Raw genomic sequence first — 16,857 nt, forward strand, 5'->3', positions numbered from 1 at the left:
ATCAAAATGTTATCTTGATTGTAAAGTATTATATTCATTTTGACAAGTATAATTGTCAAAATAATAAAAATAATTGTCAGAAAGATCGCCTTTATTCAAAAGGGAATCAATGATACGCTAAAGAAAAGAGAAACAGAAAATAGGTGATGCCCATGTTCATTGATCAATTAAAAAGTGATTTACATCAATCACAGCCGCTATTTATCGGAGAAGAGACAGCGTTCAAAGCGGCAGTCCTTGTCCCTTTGGTGCAAGTCAACGGGGAATGGCATGTTTTATTTGAAGTGCGATCACTGACGATGAGAAAACAGCCTGGCGATATTAGCTTCCCAGGAGGCAAACTCGACGGCGGCGAAACCGCACAAGAAGCTGCACTGCGGGAAACATATGAAGAACTAGGGATTCCGCCCGAATCCGTCAAGGTGTTAGGACAGCTCAGTCCTTATATTGCCTCTCCATCCTTTGTGGTATATCCATTTGTCGGTATCATTGATGAACAGCAGGTCAAACATTCCTTTAATCAAGAAGAAGTAGAGGAGACCTTTACTGTGCCTCTATCATGGCTCAGCCAATACGAACCATACTTACACCATGTATCGGTGCAGCCAACACCAGGAGAGGACTTTCCTTATGAAAAAATCATGAATGGTGAAAAATACAGCTGGGGGAGTCGTTCGATTGAGGAGTGGTTTTATGATTACGATCGTTACACCATTTGGGGATTAACTGCCCGCATATTAAAACATTTTGTGATGGTTGCAAAAACAAATTCCTAGAGAACCAGCTCTAGGAATTTGTTGTAGAAAGGCGTTCTTTTGCGGTTTCTTTTCCTTTCCCTTTTCCAATTAGGATGGGTGCTTTAGCTTGGCTCAATCCATATGAAGGCATGTTCACGTAGATAGATTCATATGAGCCGGCTTGAATTTGATACGTTTCATGATAAATTCCGACCGCGTCATTATTTCGTGCTCTTTGGTTAAATCCGTTCCAAGCAGCCAAATGCTTCTCCATCTTGGCGTAGGCAAGGAGATCCTCTGTTGATTTCCAATATTGGATCATGGTGGTGGTGCGTAAACCGAAGTAATTTTCTGTCCCGAGAAAACCAAGTTCTTCTTGATGTGTATAAAGTTCTTTGATCATCCCCGGCATCGCCTTAAATACTGGCAGCCATTGATGGACAGCCCAGCGTTTATTGATTCTCATTCCGATAATGAACACAACAATCGGCTCAGAATTGTCTGTTGTATACCTGCCAGCACGTATATTTTTTTTCATTTGTTCACCCTTCTTTCTTCATCGATTCACAGGTCTCCACGCACCAATCAATTCCAGCCTGCGCCACTTTCTTTCCGTAATCTAACGTATACAGCCAATACTTCGCATCAGCTTCATCTGGATACAGCTCTTGAATGTTTTGTTCAATCGCAACATATGTCTCATAACGGATACGGAGCTGCCTCTCATAATCCTGTAAAAGCACCAATTTTTTCTCAAACGAAAGATATTGACCAAAAAATAACTTTAATAACACCTCATTTCGTTCTGATGGTACTTGATCGAGCGGCTGCGCCAGCCATTGCCTCAACGTGTCCAGCCCTTTTTCAGTCAGATGATACTCCCGCTTGTCTGAGCGCCCAGTTGTAGAAGCGGGTGAAACCTTCGCAAGCCCTTCCTCGACTATTAACTTTAAAGCTGGATAAATTTGTCCATAACTAACTTTCCAAAAGTGATGCAAGCTCCTATCAATTAATTGCTTCACTTCATACCCAGACTTACAATCTGTCGTTAAAATCCCCAAAATCGCATACGTCGTATCATTGTATTTTTTCATTGATCAACACACCTATCTAAAAGATATATCATTTAGATATATAATAAACGATGTATAACTGCAGATACAAGAGGTATGAGAAAAAAATAAATGCTAGAAAGGAGGTGAAGAGATCACTGATTGGTTAATCAATAAGATGAATCCTTCATATAGAGTGAACGATCATAGTTTGGAGGGGACATATGAGTAAATCAAAAATCTGGATCATGACTATTCTGGCGGTACTACTGATTGGTGGAGGCGGCTGGATAGCCTATCAAGCAATCGCAAAAAAGAGTGGTTTGAATCATCCCTACGCCTTTGCATATAAGACTCATGATCGTGTGAACTGGTTCAAGGTAACGGAAAGAAACGGAAAAGTAACAGGTCATCTGAATGAAACCATTTTAGAGGAAAATCCGAAAAGGCATTATGATCCCAATCTATTTATCAACAAATATCAATTAACTGGGAAAACAATTGAAAACGGTTACGAATTTTATGTGAAGCAAGGGAAAGAAACGGTCACATATGAAGTTCACCTTGCCGAAAAGGATCTTTCTGTGAAAAAACAAGGTGAAAAGCACAGCATCACATACAAAGCAGTTGATCAAAAAAACCTACGTGCTGTTCAACAGGACATTCATACTCGATATGAGAAACTGATGGATGACACGGAAAATAGATTTCATGATTATGTACGAAACTTCATTAAGAAAGTAACAGGCGCTTATGGTTATCTGTATACGGCAGAGGATGGTTCGTACCAACTATTTCTAAAAGTAAAACGAATGTATATGCAGTCTGAATGGGCAGGTTCTTTTCTAATGAGAAAGGCCCCAGGAGATGGTGGTGAACCTTATAAAGAAACGAAACATACAGCTGGTGGAGTTTCAGATGGGATGATGTTTGATTTGAGTACTTATCCTGCAATTGAAAAGGGTTTTATTTTAGGGGAAACTGACCGAGACGCAACATACATTAAATTTCCTTTTAAAATGGCAGGCGGGACAATAGAATTTAAAGCGGTCACGAAAGAGGAATATCAAGAACAAACAGAAGCATTCAAAAAGAAGGCGAAAGAATGGCAAAAGTAGATCGTTTTGGAACAGATGAATGTTGTGAATGGCATTTCAGGGCGATCAGAATAAATAGGGATCATGAAGGTTTTCAAAACATATATGAGTGGAGGTACGTATGAGTAAATTGAAAATGTGGGTCGTGTCTATCCTGGCAGTACTCATCTTAGGTGGAGGCGGCTGGACAGCATATCAAGCAATCGCAAAAAAGAATTCATTGAATCATGCCTATGCATTTGCGTATAAAACGAAGGATAGAATGAGCTGGTTTGAGATATCTGAGAATAAAGGCAAAGTAACGGGGCATTTGAATGAAAAGTATATAGAAGAAATATGGTGGGATCCCAAAATATATAAAAAACAATATGTAGTGTCCGGGAGTTCAAAGGAAAACGGTTATGAATTTCGAGTCAAACAAGGCAAAGAAACAATCATATACGAAGTTCAAATGTCTGGGAAAGACCTATCTGTAAAAAAACAAGGTGATAAGAAAAGCAGGATATATAAAGCAACCAATCGAAAAAAGCTAGATTCGTATCACAAACAAATTCAAGATCGACATGAACATCTAGTTGATACATCAGAAACTAGATTTTATGAAAATATGAGACACTTCAGGGATAAAGTAGCGAAGGTATATGGTTTTCTATATACGGCAGAGGACAAACAACTATTTTTACAAATGGACAGCATGCATATTGAGAATGGATGGCTCGGCTCTTTTCTAATAACAACTGTTTCTGAAGATGGTTGTAAGCCCTATAAAGAAATGAAATTAGAAGTCGGAGGCTTTACGGATGGTGGAGGATTTTTAGACATGAGCTATGATCCTATAATTGAACAAGGTGTACTGATAGGTTCGACTGATCGAGATGCAAAATCAATCAAACTGCCAATTAAAAAGACCAACGGTACAATAGAGTTAAGAGCTTTCACGCGTCAGGAATATAAAAAACTCCCTAAACCATATATCATGACAGGCGATTCGGTAGAGTTAAAAGCTGTCACGAAAAAGGAATATGAAAAACAAGCGAAAGCATTTAAAAAGAAAGCAGAAGAAAAGAGAAAATAGGCATCTTAAACCAGATGAGTGAATCAACTTATCTGGTTTTTTATGGAGAAACATTTTATTGATTGATGATAGAAGGAACAAAAGAGTTGCTTTAAGTAAATAAAGAAAAGTATTTTGGGTATATAGACCTTAATAAATTTCAGAAAAATAAATGTTGACGCTTTCATATAATCAATATATACTAAAAACAAATCCAATATAAATAAATTAGACATGTGACTGGTCATGCAGGCAGGATCTAAAAACGATGAATTTCTTTAATTTGTCGTTTTAGATCCTTTTTTTATTGCCAAAATATAGGTCCCATGTATGAGAAAAGGAGGAGAAAAAATGGATTACACACAAGTCGCCAAAGACGTTTTACAGCATGTAGGTGGTAAAGAAAACATTGCGCACCTTGAGCACTGCTCAACAAGACTTCGCTTCACACTAATTGATCAGAAAAAAGCAGATGTACAGGCATTAGAAAAAACACCAGGTGTCATAGCAGTTAGAATGTCAGGACAATGCCAAGTAGTCATTGGGAATGACGTAATTGAAGTGTATCAAAAGGTAACAAATTTAATGGGCGGCAGCTCGTCTGGGCAAGGCGTGCCATCCAATCAGCCAAAAGAAAAAAGAAAAGCAGGCACAGTTCTATTAGATTTCATTGTGGGTGTCTTCCAGCCGCTTGTTCCGGCTATCGCAGGCGGAGGGATTTTAAAATCATTTCTTCTCCTTTTCTCTTTATTAGGCTGGGTTGATGCAAAAGGCCAAACCTATCAAATACTGAACATGGTGGGTGACGCACCACTATACTTCCTGCCATTACTAGTCGCTGTCACAACGGCAAATAAACTAAAGGTAAACCCACTGGTCGCATTATCAGCAGTCGGTGCACTCCTTCTTCCGAACATGACAGCCATGCTTACTGAAGGTGCACAATTAATGTCATTCGACGTAAAAAATATAGCTTATGCGTATCAAGTGTTTCCAGCAATCCTTTCTGTATTGCTTTACGCTCAAATGGAAAAATTCTTCACACGATTTTCACCAAAACCAATTCGGATTTTCTTTGTCCCAATGATGTCATTAGTCATTACTGTACCCGTTACGTTACTGTTATTAGGACCACTTGGTTTTACAGCAGGACAAGGGTTTTCATCCGTTATTCTTGCGATGTTTAATACGGTAGGCTGGGTAGCTGTCGCAATTTTAGCAGCGGTACTCCCGTTTATGGTTGCATCAGGCATGCACAAAGCAATGGTCCCTTATGCAGTGACAACGATGGGGAACCTCGGGAAAGAAGCACTTTATTTACCAGCATCACTTGCGCATAATATTGCGGAAAGTGGAGCATGTTTCGCAGTGGCACTACGCACGAAAGACAAGGTACTCAGATCAACAGCCATTTCGGCAGGAATTTCAGCATTTTTTGGCATCACAGAACCTGCTTTGTATGGTGTGACACTTCAAAATAAACGCGTACTTGGAAGTGTCATGATTGGTTCGTTTGTTGGCGGGATCTTCATTGGATTAGTTGGTATACAAGCTTTTGTACTTGTTGGTCCTGGATTAGCAAGTATGTCGATGTTTATATCAGATGAGCTTCCACGAAATCTAATGTTTGCTGTCATTGGAGCTGTCATTTCCTTCGTTGTTGCTTTTATCGCTGCTTTTGTATTAGGTAAGGATAAAAAAGTAGAAGAAAAGACAAATGATCAAGAAGCATTTGCTGAACAAATTGGAGCAGGGGAAACTTTCAAAAGCCCTGTGATTGGTCAAATGATCTCACTATCTGAAGTAAAAGATGATATTTTCTCTTCAAAGGTCATGGGAGACGGAATTGCCATTGTTCCTTCAGAAGGAGCGTTATATGCACCAGTAGATGGTGAGGTCACCTTGCTGTTCGAAACAAACCATGCACTTGGTATGAAAACGGACAAAGGGGTGGAAGTATTATTCCACATTGGCATTGATACTGTACAGTTGGAAGGACAGTATTTTTATCCAAAAGTGCAGGCAGGAGATCGTGTACAAGCAGGAGATTTACTCATTGAATTTGATGTAGAAAAAATCATGGAAGCAGGATACGATCCAGTTACGCTTGCTGTCATCACGAATACAGATCAATATGATATTAAGGTACAGCCATTACAAGAGGTCAATCGCCAAGATACATTGATGGTTATCACCCAATTAGGAGGCTAAACATATGACGACAATAAAAGGTTTTCCAAAAGGATTTTTATGGGGCGGCGCCATTGCCGCCAACCAAGCAGAAGGCGCTTGGAATGTAGATGGAAAGGGCCCATCTGTTGCTGATATTGCGATGTACCGGTCTAATTTGAGTGTAGAAGATTATGAAGGGCATCTAGCTGTTACTTCTGAAAATATAGATCGAGCGATGAAAGACCCAGATGATAAAAAGTATCCAAAACGCAGAGGTGTTGATTTCTATCATCACTATAAAGAGGATTTGGCTCTATTTGCTGAAATGGGCTTTAAAACTCTTCGCATCTCTATTGCATGGAGCCGTATCTTCCCAACTGGAGAAGAGAACGAACCAAATGAAAAAGGACTCCAATTTTACGATCGTTTATTTGCAGAAATGAAAAAACACAACATAGAACCGATTGTGACACTGTCACATTATGAAATGCCGTTAGCACTGAGCGTGAAATATAATGGCTGGGTTGAAAGAAAAGTCGTTGATCTCTTTGTTAAGTTCGCCAATGTATGTTTTGAACGCTATAAACATGATGTGAAATATTGGCTGACCTTTAATGAAATAGATAGTATTCACCGCCACTCTTTTATTACAGCAGGAATTATTCCTGATCGCTGCCCAGAAGGGAAAGAGGAAGAGACGGTTTATCAAGCACTCCATCATCAATTCATTGCCTCTGCACTCGTAACAGCAGATTGTCATCGCATCATACCAGGCAGTCAAGTAGGGTGTATGCTGACAAAATTAACAACGTATCCGCACACTTGTCATCCGAATGATGTGGAGCGGGCATTGAAACAAAACTTAGAAAACTATTTCTATGCAGATGTTCAGGTATTTGGTGAATACCCTCCGCTTATCAAGCGCATGCTTGAGAGAAAAAACATTCATATCCAAATGGAATCAGATGATCTTTCTATTTTAAAAGAAAATACAGTAGATTTTATCTCGTTCAGCTACTATATGTCTTTAACTGAATCAGCTGATGAAGGATTAGAAAAAACGGATGGAAATACCATCCGTGGGGTCAAAAATCCTTACCTTCCATCTACTGATTGGGGATGGCAAATTGATCCGGTTGGTCTGAAAATTTCTTTAATAGAATTATATGATCGTTATCAAAAACCACTGATCATTGTAGAAAACGGCATGGGTGCAAAAGATGTTGTTGAAAGTGATGGATCAATTCACGATGATTATCGTATTAACTATTTCAAAGAGCATTTCCGCCAAATGAGAGAAGCGGTGGAAGAAGGCGTTGACCTCTTCGGATATACGAGCTGGGGCTCAATTGATATTATTAGTGCAGGTACATCACAGATGTCAAAACGATACGGGTTTATTCATGTAGATCAAGATGACGATGGAAACGGTACATTAAAACGTTCTCGTAAAGACTCATTTTATTGGTACAAAAAGGTCATTGAAACAAATGGTGAATCGCTTGATTGAAAAACCACAATCATGAAAACAGGTGATGACGATGTTTAAAATCAAAAAAGTTTTAAACTCGAGTGTGGTTCTGGCTGAAGATCAGAACCAACAGGAGATGGTTCTATTCGGCCGGGGGATTGGTTATGGACAAAAACCAGGTCAAATGATTGAAGAAAAGAAGGCAGATCAAGTGTTTATGTCTGTCGATAACATGAGAGCGAAGGAATTTCTCCAACTGTTAGATTCAATGCCGCAAGAGTTTATCGATTTAACTCAGCATATTGTTCAATATGCTGAAAAACGCTTAAACTCAAGTCTGAATTCTGGTGTCTATTTTACCTTGATGGACCATTTGAATTTTGCAGTAGAACGGCACAAGAAGAATATTAATATTACAAATCGAGTATACTGGGAAATCAAAAACTACTATACCGAAGAATTTGAAGTAGGTAATTATGCGCTTGAGTTAGTCAACAATACATTGGGCATACAATTACCAAAGGAAGAAGCGGCCAATATCGCCTTCCATTTAATTAATGCGTTAGGTGAAGAGTCCGATTCCAAAGATGGCATGAAGTATGCCAAGATGATCGGAAGTATTGTGAATCTCGTCCGCTATACGTTGAATATGAAAATGGATCAAGAGAATATTCATTACAGCCGATTTATTACACATGTGAAATTCTTTGTTGAAAGATTTTACGCAAATAAATTATTATCAGATCAAGAAAATGAGTTGTTTGAACAAATTGCACACTTGTATCCTCAAGCGATGGATGTGGCTTTCAAAATCAAAGATTATATTAAACAGGTGCATAGTATTGTTATTCCAAATGACGAACTTACGTATCTGGCGGTACATATTCACCGCCTCATTTCTTATCAAGAACTGAAATAAATGTGGACCACTTGCCTTGTAATGAGGCAAGTGGTTATTTGTATTGTATCGGTTTATGTTCCGATAGGTCGTTCTGTTGGGCCAAGATCATTTAACGAATTGTAAGACACCGTTTGTCCGAAAACAACGATGGCTAAAGCGAAAATGAGTAAACTCACTTTTTTCATCATAATTCCTCCAATTAAGTGTAGTGTGTTCCAATTGATAGGCATCCTTCAAAAAGAGGTATGCTTGGTGAATTGAACCTAGCTCTTCAAAGTGTTTGGCAGCTAGTGCACTTAATTCACGGGCACCTTCAACATCCTTTAATTCTTTCAGAATACTGATGTCATCGAAACAGGTTTGAGCTTTTTTTGATATGTCTTCAGTGAAATATAGGTGATAGAGAAAATTCATTTTTGCTGTATAGATGGGGTTTCTGTCTATTTCTTGTTTTTGTTTGACTAATTCAAAATAATAGAGAGCTTGCGACTTTTCATCAATGGAGAGTAGCTCTTTTAGTAACATAAACATGGAGTGTTCGAAATAACAAGATGAAAGGTAGTCATCATCACTAAGAGCCTTTTCTAGGGCATCAATACATTTTTTTGATTCTCCAACTTCGGCATATAGAATACTGATATTGTGATAAAGCTGTGATGCTAGAAAATGATCGTTTAATTGATTTGAGATGTGTAATGCTTTTGTGTAGTAATTCTCAGCTCTTTTGAAATCGCCAATATCCATGAAGTTGGTGGCTGCGATCACAAAAGCTGCTGCCAGTCTTCTTTCATAGCCATCATGACCTTTGAAAATATCGATAGCATTCTGAATATAATGAAGTGAAATCAGGCTTTGGCGAAGCATCATATATAGGTTTGCGACCTTCGTATGGAATTCTGCTACTTCTATTTCATCAGGAATGTTTTGTAGTTTTTTCTCAGCAATTTTAAACAGTCCGATGGCTGATGCATAGTCTCTGTTATATGAAGCGTAAAGGGCTTTATATAGGTAAAAATAATATTCAATTAAGTCGTTTGTTTTAGAAGGGTATTCTAGCACTGTCGGTTCATTCAGTTTTTTACCTCTTCGTTCATATAACATGAGCTTAAACTTGCCTTCTAGCAATGAATAGTAGGTCAAGACCTCCTGATTCTCTTCCATCTCTTGAAGTAATTCCTTTAATTCTGTGTATATTGTCTTTGCATTGTGTACATCATGCTTACGAATGGCAATTCGCCAATCATTTAAACGATTCCCCACCTGTTCAGCTGAAATGATTTTCATGGAAATTTCACCTCTTTAACATCCTTTCGCCTGTTTCAATAAAAAACGATATCACAATTTTTGGTAAAATATAATCGTTTCTGGGAGGTGATTGACAGGAGGTAATAAAAAGGACCTTATGTCATGAGATGTACGTTATTGTAATGATGATTGATTGTTTATTCAAATGAGTAAAATCTTTTTTTGGAAGTCCAAAAACGTGATAGATACTATTAGTTTTAAGTTTATGGTCGAAAATACCATCCGAATATATGAAATAAAGCTATTTTAGCTATGAGAGAAGAACAATGAAAGGTCGATCTAGAAGGGAAAATCAGTTATGATGTTGCTAGATGATTTTGGGAAAGAAACTGGAAGTTACTGAGAAAGGTGAATATCCGAGACAAGTGTTGACCTTTCAGAAAGGATGTTGAAATGAAAAAAAGATTTCAAATGTTAAACTGGCAAATGACAATTGTGATGACGACGCTTTTACTTGTTTTAGTCACTCTTTATATCTCAAAGAGATACTTTTATAGCAAAGAAATTGAGTTGCTGACAGAATCTTGTCAACAAGAAGATGGCAAAATCATACTAGAAACAAATAGTTTGACTATGGATTACTCCTTTGAGTGTAAGAAAAAATAAAACAGGCAGCTTTCTGCCTGTTTGACACCAATTAAAACCCTAAGTTTTGTAACCACTTGTTTAACAAGGCCTCTCGTTTCTCAGCGGTAAAGCGATCGTATTTTCCAAAATTTAAATGGGCTGAAATTTCACCGTCATTCATAAACAAAATTCTTTCAGAGCAAAGGGCCACTTTTGGATCATGGGTGACGAGAAGCAGAGTTGTTCCTTCAGAATTGATTTGTGAAAAAATATCCATGACTTCCTTTGTGGTGCTTGAATTAAGAGCACCTGTGGGCTCATCGGCAAAAAGAATGTTTGGTTCATTCATAAGAGCTCGACAGATAGAGGCTCTTTGGAGCTGTCCTCCTGATACTTCTGATAAATATCTATCAGCTAAATGATCAATATCAAGTTTCTCCATTAAATATTTCGCTCGTTCATTGATTTCTTTTCTCGGCATTTTCTTCGCTAAGTAAGCTGCAGCAATGATGTTATCAAATAGAGTGAGGTTTTTTAGTAAGTGGCTGTGTTGAAAGACGAATCCCATCTCTGATAAGCGTAAAGCTGTTAACTGTTTGTCTGTCATTTCTGATAGCAGTTGACCTTTATATTTGATTTCTCCTCTGGAGGATGTCTCTATACCGCTAAGTTGATAAAGCAAAGAGGTTTTTCCGCACCCTGAAGGTCCCATAATGGTGACAAATTCTCCACGTTTAATGGTTAAGTGAATATTACTAAGAATAGTCTGTTTTTGTCCTTTTAATGAATCAATTTGTAAAGACAATTGCTTCGCTTCAATTAATTGTTCCATGTGAAACATCTCCTTATGAAAGAGTATGACGACTGATTTTACTAGAAAAAAAGGACTTCAATAACCACGAGATGACAGTTAAATTCACTATAAACAGCAGGAGAGGATACACGATCCAAACCCATTTCGGGGCTAACCACTGAAGGCTTGATGCTCCTAATGATGCTCCGCCTGCACTCATCAATGCCGGACCAATAGTATGAACAGCGATTGCTCCAATGAAGGCGCCAATAGAGAGAACGACGATAAAACTTGTTAAGTATTGATAGGTTACATCTTTTTGAGAAAAACCAATCGTTCTTAACAAGTGAGTACGATTTAAATCTTTCGCCCTTAACATGTGCAGAAACATCATTAACATTAGGCTGGCTGTTCCAAAAGCTGCGATGGTTGAAAATAATGCAATCACTTTTACTAGAGATGCGGTGATTCCTATTGTTTGATGCACATATTCTTTCATATCTGTCACTTTTGCAGGAGACATATTTGTTTCAAGTGCTGCTTTTTTCTCTGCCATATCTATTCCTTGTTTTAATTGTATTTGAATGGTTTTCCAAAGGGATGAATGAGGAAAAGGCTGAGATAATGCTTTAGCTGTTTTCCCTCCGTTGGTGACGTCTTGATAAATGCCGGTAACCATTTTTTGAACTTGCTGTCCATTTGTGGCGAGAGTGACTTTTTCGCCTATCTTTTTCTGAAGTGAGTCAGCACTCAACACCGATAAAGCAATCTCTTCCTCCTTCAACGGTTCCCTTCCTTGTAAATAGGTGAGAGGGAATGCTGATAGATCACCTGTTTCTAAATAGAGCGTTTCTAATGTATTCTCCATTGTTTTGGCTTGTAGAGAAGTTGTTTCATAGACGGCAGATGTTTGAATGTCTTGGTCTACGCTAATCATAGACTCTATTTTATTTGTACTTTTCTCTAAATGATTTCCCTGCCGAATATCAATTCGAAGGTCACTTTTTCCTGAGCCAAGATATGTGACGAAATCGGGTGATTGTAATGTGTACCATAACTGAATCGGCATTAACATTAAAAATGTACAAAGCGCAATAATACAGGTAATTGTTGAATACATCTTTATTCGCGAGAACAGATCTTTCAAACCAAACCAAAAATTGACTGGGAGGAATCTGTTTTTCTGGAGGTGCATAGGAATTTGTTTTTTACGGCTTGGTGAGCTTATGCCGCCTTGAATGGCTTGAGCAGCTGATATTTGACCAAATCTCCTTAGGACAGCATAGCTGAATGAGATGACGATCATTGCCGTCAAAATTGACACCAAAAGCGGGATCACCTGATGAATAAAAGAGAGGCGATTCCCCATATATTGCTGAATATTGGCTGTAAACAAATCACCAAACATGAGTGTCATTAAATATCCTGCTATACACCCTATACAGGCAAGCACAGCATACTTCCCAACGTATAATTGTTTGATTTTTGATAAAGGAATTCCTAGTACTTTTAAGATTCCAATTTCACGTTCATCCTCTTCTATAGCAGCGGTCATAGCGAGACGAAGAGAGAGGAGGGAAATGCTAATGAGCAGAAAGCAGACAAGAAGGAGAATGGCGATCACCAGACCATCTGTTAGGGCATTCAGCATGCGAAGCAGGGGTAATGTGACAGCAGGCCCCTGTTGTGGCAGCTCAGATGATTGATAGAGTGATTGAAAAGCATCTGCTTGACCAGCATCATGCAATAAAAATTCAATTAAGTACTCCTTTTTTTGAAACACTTGATTCAGTGCCGCCCAGTCCGCATCATGCAGAAGAAACCTCTTTGAACTGACAAGACTTGGATTCATTTGGGCATCTCGTAAGAACGTTTTGATTTGAAAAGAGAATTGATGAGAGCCTTTTGAAATGAGTAACCTTTCGCCAATCTTTAAATGATATTTTTGTTGAAAATAAATAGGGACTGCTACTTCTCCTTTATTTACAGTGAGCTTTTCATTTCGTTCGTTTAAAAGGAAATCAAAATAGCGATTTTGCTTTACAAATAAATGATCCATCACACCCGCTTGAGCAGGCTCCTGCCCGAACTTGATGCTGACGTGTTCGATCGGAATCATTGGAACAATTTGATGTGCCTTCACCATCGACTGTTTACTTGAAAATATATCGACCGCTTTTTCATCTAAGCTGCCATCGTGCATTTGGACAAAGTCTGGTGCTTTGGCTGATTGGAGTAGATCAGAAATGGAACCATTCAGCTGGGCCGTCATTTGCGCAGCGCTTGTTGCTAAAAATGATGTCATCATGATGCAAAGGGTTAAGCCGATTGAAATGAGACGGTGGCGGGTTAGGTCTTTCTTGATAAACGTCAATCTCATGAGGCTGATTCTCCTTCATGTCGAAGCATATTTTTTGTAAGGAAGGCAAGTGCAAACATCAAGGCACTCACGATTAACACGGTCACATACATGCTAGCGGAAAAAGTGTTGAACAAGAACCCATACATCATTTGACCGAGCGGTGCAGCACATTGAGAGACCATTGTTAGATTGGCCATGACTTTTCCTAATTGAGCATTGGGTGTTTTCTTTTGCACATGTGAGATGACAACGATCGAAATCATGGTGAGCAGCATGGCAATTGGGAGACACCCTGCTAAAAAGAGAAAATAGGCTGGAAATGTACCAAATTGAAGAGCCATCTTGGATGTTGAAAAAGCAACAGGCAGCAAAATGACTGCGATGACGAGCAGCCAGCGATACAAAGTAGGAATCCGCCAATGTTTCGCTACAAGCCCAACTAGCAGGGCGCCTGCGATGACGGCAAACTCAATGATGCCCATTCCTATTCCATACATGATGTCACTGCTTTTCATTGTGACCCTTAAAATAATGGGACCTCCAACGATAAAAAATGGTGTGAGGATGAAATTTAGCAGCGCTGCAAGCAGCATGGCTCTTTTTAAAAATGGCTGGCTTCCGATATAGGAAAAGCCTTGTTTCATATCTTTCAAGAGTACTTTGGTCATCGGTTCTGCGAGTGGGCTAGGTGAGAAAGAGATATTTAACCGTAACAGCATGCATGCTGATAGAAAAAATACAATGCTGCTAGCGCCTATGATGATCTGGCTCCCAATGAGTCCGTATAAAACGCCGCCAATGATAGGAGCGACAACACCTGAAAGGGCCTGCACGCCATTCACGATGCCATTCGCTTGTTCTAATTTGTCTTCTTTCACTAGCTGAGGAATACTGGACATCACAGCAGGAGCATAAAACGTACTCATGACACCAAGGAGAATCATGACGGCTCCAATCATATAAAGTGAATCATGACCTGAAAATAACCAGAAATAAAAAGCCAGAATCATAATGCCAGTAAGAACATCAAATAAAATCATCAAATTTCTTCTGTTAAATCGGTCAGCAATTGCTCCTGCTAATGGCGAAAGGAGGAGCGGGATATTGGATAAAGCGAAAAGCAGAGCATATAAATCAACACGATGTGTCATATCCAAGACATGTAAAGATAGAACAAAACGAATCAAGGAAGACCCGAAAACGGAAATAATTTGCCCGAGAACGAGATAGATAAAATGGGTGGAGCCATTTTTGGCTGATAACGACATGAAAATCACTCTCCTTTTAGACCGACCGTCAGTCTATAATGTATGCAGGATTGGTATTGAAGTGACCAATCACTGATTATTGTCTTCCGGTTCTCCAGTTAAACGTTGGAGAAGGAAGGAGAAACTTCCCTTTTCTGCATGTAATGAGGCTTCAAGGATTGCGATAAATGCTAGAGCCCGTTGTATGCTTTCCGCTGTGGTCCATTGGAAAAGTCCTTCATCAAAGATAACCTGTGCAGAAGCGAGGAGAAATTCGACAGTTTCTTGCGGGTAATCTGTTTGAAATATCCCTTCTTCTACCCCTTGCTGAATGACTTCTGCTAAAACGGGTGATAGCTCTGTAATGGCTTTGATCAAGCTTTTTTGATGCATCTCTGCATTAGCAGGCTGATGAAATTGTTCGATCATGCCTTCTTTATGGCTGCCCTGTTTAGGAGATTGTGCCATGATGATGCGAAATAATTTATCAACCACTGAGATATCTGGATCAGCGGCAATACGCTTTGCCTCGATGATATCTGCTTTTATGATCCGGTCAATGATTGCATCCATCACTTCTTCTTTGGAAGTAAAGTAATAATAGAATGTGCCTTTTGCAATGCCAACGGCTTTGAGGATGTCAATAATTGTGGTTTGCTGATAGCCTTTGGTTGAAAAAAGCTTCTCTGCTGCATTTAAGATGTCATTTTTGCGTTCCTCAGGATGTTTAACGGTTCTCATAAAACCATCCTTTCTTTTGACTAGACTGTCGGTCGGTCCCTTGATTTGATTAAACACTTTTTGGCGTATCTTTGTCAACGGCTGTTTTTTTAAGCTTTGCATTTATTGTGCAATGACACTATGATACATTGAATGAAAACCCCTTCAGGAGAGATGCTGAATGCAATTTTTAACCAGTGAATTGGCTCAAGAGATGGTTGAACGTACGATGCATATTTTACATCAAAACATCAATGTCATGAATGCAGATGGTGTCATTATTGGGTCTGGTGAACGAAAAAGGATTGGACAAAAACATGATGGAGCACGTCTAGTGCTGTCAAGCGGAGACAGTGTGGAGATTGATCAGGAGACATCCCGCCGCTTAAAAGGCGTGAGACCTGGAATCAATCTGCCTATTTGCTTTCGCGAACAAGTCGTTGGTGTCATTGGGATTACGGGTGAGCCAGGGGACATTCGTCATCATGCCGAGCTGGTGAAAATGGCAGCTGAACTCGTATTAGAGCAGTCTTTTCTACTTGAACGCTTCCAGTGGCGGCAGCGAATAGAGAGTGAAATTGTGAATCAGCTCATCTCCGAGTCTGACATGGGTGATCATCAGCTGAAGCACCGTGCTGACTGGCTTGGAATGGATTTAGACAAGAGGCGAATGGCTATTGTTTTTCAGCCGATTTCATCGTCTGAGGACACTGTACACAAAATGATGCATGCCATTCAATACGATAAGAATGCGGATGATTTACTAGGCATGACCTTCCGTCATGAATTGATCCTGTTAAGACAGCCGATATGTGACCATCAATTCAAGCATGTGATCGAACAGCTACAACAAACAATGGCAGGTGCAGTTGATGGACAAGTGCTCGTGGGTGTAGGAACTGTCGCTGAGGATATGAGTCAATTACCGTTGTCCTTTCAGCATGCGAGAGAGGCCCTGCGGTTAGGAAAGGTGCTCCATCCAGAGGGAAGCATATATGTCTTTGAATCTTATCAGCTTGAAAGCTTGTTTATAAAAGCGAGAGCCGCCAAAGAGGGCAAACGGTGGAGTGATTTTTATCATCCGCTGATACAAGAAACGGAGCTCGTTCAAACGTTAAAGGTTTACATTGAAGAGGGCGGGGATTTACAAAGAATCGTTGATCGTCTATTTATTCACCGTAATACACTACGATATCGTTTAGATAAAATCCAGGCATTGACCGGAAAAGATCCTCGTCATGTGAAACAGTTGATGGAGCTGTACATAGCACAATTGGACAATCAACTGTCTTAATTGTGCATTTGCACAACTGGATGAAGAAATAAATAAAAGAAGTTCATCTGGATTCACAACTCGATCCCAATGGGTAAACGCTTAC

15 protein-coding genes are annotated in these 16,857 nt (G+C 39.3%); 8 read left to right on the plus strand and 7 right to left on the minus strand.

All coding sequences use genetic code 11. The features are described 5' to 3' along the window. Positions 1 to 152: 152 nt before the first annotated feature. Positions 153 to 776 (plus strand): NUDIX hydrolase, encoded by a 624-nt coding sequence (locus tag ACTJJQ_RS09110; protein ID WP_341018057.1) that lies wholly within the window; start codon positions 153 to 155, stop codon positions 774 to 776. Between the two features lie 10 nt (positions 777 to 786). On the opposite strand, the gene ACTJJQ_RS09115 is transcribed toward ACTJJQ_RS09110, so the two are convergent. Then, the gene (locus tag ACTJJQ_RS09115; protein WP_440600130.1) at positions 787 to 1,275 is read right to left on the minus strand and encodes a DUF4188 domain-containing protein; all 489 of its coding nucleotides are present in this window, start codon (positions 1,273 to 1,275) and stop codon (positions 787 to 789) included. Between the two features lie 4 nt (positions 1,276 to 1,279). Continuing rightward, positions 1,280 to 1,831 carry a PadR family transcriptional regulator gene (locus tag ACTJJQ_RS09120; RefSeq protein WP_440600131.1) on the minus strand — a complete coding sequence of 184 codons (552 nt, stop codon included), beginning with the start codon at positions 1,829 to 1,831 and terminating at the stop codon, positions 1,280 to 1,282. Between the two features lie 182 nt (positions 1,832 to 2,013). Between ACTJJQ_RS09120 and ACTJJQ_RS09125 the strand changes: the two genes are divergently transcribed. From ACTJJQ_RS09125 to ACTJJQ_RS09145, 5 genes are all read left to right on the plus strand, one after another. Next, positions 2,014 to 2,907: a hypothetical protein gene (locus tag ACTJJQ_RS09125; protein ID WP_440600132.1), complete on the plus strand. Its 894-nt coding sequence runs from the start codon at positions 2,014 to 2,016 to the stop codon at positions 2,905 to 2,907. Positions 2,908 to 3,007: 100 nt separating this feature from the next. Then, entirely contained in the window at positions 3,008 to 3,961 is a 954-nt protein-coding gene (locus tag ACTJJQ_RS09130; RefSeq protein WP_440600133.1) for a hypothetical protein, read from the plus strand. 330 nt (positions 3,962 to 4,291) lie between these two features. Beyond that, positions 4,292 to 6,151, plus strand: coding sequence for a beta-glucoside-specific PTS transporter subunit IIABC (locus tag ACTJJQ_RS09135; RefSeq protein ID WP_060832785.1), 1,860 nt, complete (start codon positions 4,292 to 4,294; stop codon positions 6,149 to 6,151). A 4-nt stretch (positions 6,152 to 6,155) separates the two neighbouring features. After that, positions 6,156 to 7,622 (plus strand): glycoside hydrolase family 1 protein, encoded by a 1,467-nt coding sequence (locus tag ACTJJQ_RS09140; RefSeq protein WP_008347383.1) that lies wholly within the window; start codon positions 6,156 to 6,158, stop codon positions 7,620 to 7,622. A 31-nt stretch (positions 7,623 to 7,653) separates the two neighbouring features. After that, positions 7,654 to 8,502: a PRD domain-containing protein gene (locus tag ACTJJQ_RS09145; protein WP_008347382.1), complete on the plus strand. Its 849-nt coding sequence runs from the start codon at positions 7,654 to 7,656 to the stop codon at positions 8,500 to 8,502. An 87-nt stretch (positions 8,503 to 8,589) separates the two neighbouring features. Here the strand turns inward: ACTJJQ_RS09145 and ACTJJQ_RS09150 are convergent, their stop codons facing one another. Next, positions 8,590 to 9,768: an aspartate phosphatase gene (locus ACTJJQ_RS09150; protein ID WP_024720457.1), complete on the minus strand. Its 1,179-nt coding sequence runs from the start codon at positions 9,766 to 9,768 to the stop codon at positions 8,590 to 8,592. Positions 9,769 to 10,182: 414 nt separating this feature from the next. On the opposite strand from ACTJJQ_RS09150, the gene ACTJJQ_RS09155 reads away from it, so the two are divergent. Next, positions 10,183 to 10,395 (plus strand): hypothetical protein, encoded by a 213-nt coding sequence (locus tag ACTJJQ_RS09155; protein ID WP_017359929.1) that lies wholly within the window; start codon positions 10,183 to 10,185, stop codon positions 10,393 to 10,395. Between the two features lie 31 nt (positions 10,396 to 10,426). Here the strand turns inward: ACTJJQ_RS09155 and ACTJJQ_RS09160 are convergent, their stop codons facing one another. The 4 genes from ACTJJQ_RS09160 to ACTJJQ_RS09175 all read right to left on the minus strand — a co-directional run bounded on the left by ACTJJQ_RS09160 (position 10,427) and on the right by ACTJJQ_RS09175 (position 15,499). Then, a complete protein-coding gene (locus ACTJJQ_RS09160; protein ID WP_440600134.1) occupies positions 10,427 to 11,188 on the minus strand; it encodes an ABC transporter ATP-binding protein in 762 nt (253 codons plus the stop codon). A gap of 13 nt (positions 11,189 to 11,201) precedes the next feature. Continuing rightward, a complete protein-coding gene (locus ACTJJQ_RS09165; RefSeq protein ID WP_440600135.1) occupies positions 11,202 to 13,529 on the minus strand; it encodes an FtsX-like permease family protein in 2,328 nt (775 codons plus the stop codon). Then, entirely contained in the window at positions 13,526 to 14,779 is a 1,254-nt protein-coding gene (locus tag ACTJJQ_RS09170) for an MFS transporter (RefSeq protein ID WP_217967666.1), read from the minus strand. The genes ACTJJQ_RS09165 and ACTJJQ_RS09170 overlap by 4 nt, the downstream gene beginning before the upstream one ends. Positions 14,780 to 14,848: 69 nt before the next feature. Next, on the minus strand, positions 14,849 to 15,499 hold the full coding sequence (locus ACTJJQ_RS09175; RefSeq protein WP_008347371.1) for a TetR/AcrR family transcriptional regulator: 651 nt from the start codon (positions 15,497 to 15,499) through the stop codon (positions 14,849 to 14,851). A 160-nt stretch (positions 15,500 to 15,659) separates the two neighbouring features. Between ACTJJQ_RS09175 and ACTJJQ_RS09180 the strand changes: the two genes are divergently transcribed. Continuing rightward, complete coding sequence (locus ACTJJQ_RS09180) at positions 15,660 to 16,772, plus strand: CdaR family transcriptional regulator (RefSeq protein ID WP_440600136.1); 1,113 nt, start codon at positions 15,660 to 15,662, stop codon at positions 16,770 to 16,772. Positions 16,773 to 16,857 lie beyond the last annotated feature (85 nt).

The organism is Bacillus sp. 22483 (genome assembly GCF_052044605.1).
GTDB classification, from domain to species: domain Bacteria; phylum Bacillota; class Bacilli; order Bacillales; family Bacillaceae; genus Bacillus; species Bacillus altitudinis.

Bases quoted from the DNA above. Each gene is read 5' to 3' on its own strand.
- ACTJJQ_RS09115 (WP_440600130.1), bottom strand. From the start codon at position 1,275: ATGAAAAAAAATATACGTGCTGGCAGGTATACAACAGACAATTCTGAG.
- ACTJJQ_RS09135 (WP_060832785.1), top strand. From the start codon at position 4,292: ATGGATTACACACAAGTCGCCAAAGACGTTTTACAGCATGTAGGTGGT.
- ACTJJQ_RS09120 (WP_440600131.1), bottom strand. From the start codon at position 1,831: ATGAAAAAATACAATGATACGACGTATGCGATTTTGGGGATTTTAACG.
- ACTJJQ_RS09175 (WP_008347371.1), bottom strand. From the start codon at position 15,499: ATGAGAACCGTTAAACATCCTGAGGAACGCAAAAATGACATCTTAAAT.
- ACTJJQ_RS09160 (WP_440600134.1), bottom strand. From the start codon at position 11,188: ATGGAACAATTAATTGAAGCGAAGCAATTGTCTTTACAAATTGATTCA.
- ACTJJQ_RS09155 (WP_017359929.1), top strand. From the start codon at position 10,183: ATGAAAAAAAGATTTCAAATGTTAAACTGGCAAATGACAATTGTGATG.
- ACTJJQ_RS09170 (WP_217967666.1), bottom strand. From the start codon at position 14,779: ATGTCGTTATCAGCCAAAAATGGCTCCACCCATTTTATCTATCTCGTT.
- ACTJJQ_RS09165 (WP_440600135.1), bottom strand. From the start codon at position 13,529: ATGAGATTGACGTTTATCAAGAAAGACCTAACCCGCCACCGTCTCATT.
- ACTJJQ_RS09140 (WP_008347383.1), top strand. From the start codon at position 6,156: ATGACGACAATAAAAGGTTTTCCAAAAGGATTTTTATGGGGCGGCGCC.
- ACTJJQ_RS09180 (WP_440600136.1), top strand. From the start codon at position 15,660: ATGCAATTTTTAACCAGTGAATTGGCTCAAGAGATGGTTGAACGTACG.
- ACTJJQ_RS09150 (WP_024720457.1), bottom strand. From the start codon at position 9,768: ATGAAAATCATTTCAGCTGAACAGGTGGGGAATCGTTTAAATGATTGG.
- ACTJJQ_RS09130 (WP_440600133.1), top strand. From the start codon at position 3,008: ATGAGTAAATTGAAAATGTGGGTCGTGTCTATCCTGGCAGTACTCATC.
- ACTJJQ_RS09110 (WP_341018057.1), top strand. From the start codon at position 153: ATGTTCATTGATCAATTAAAAAGTGATTTACATCAATCACAGCCGCTA.
- ACTJJQ_RS09145 (WP_008347382.1), top strand. From the start codon at position 7,654: ATGTTTAAAATCAAAAAAGTTTTAAACTCGAGTGTGGTTCTGGCTGAA.
- ACTJJQ_RS09125 (WP_440600132.1), top strand. From the start codon at position 2,014: ATGAGTAAATCAAAAATCTGGATCATGACTATTCTGGCGGTACTACTG.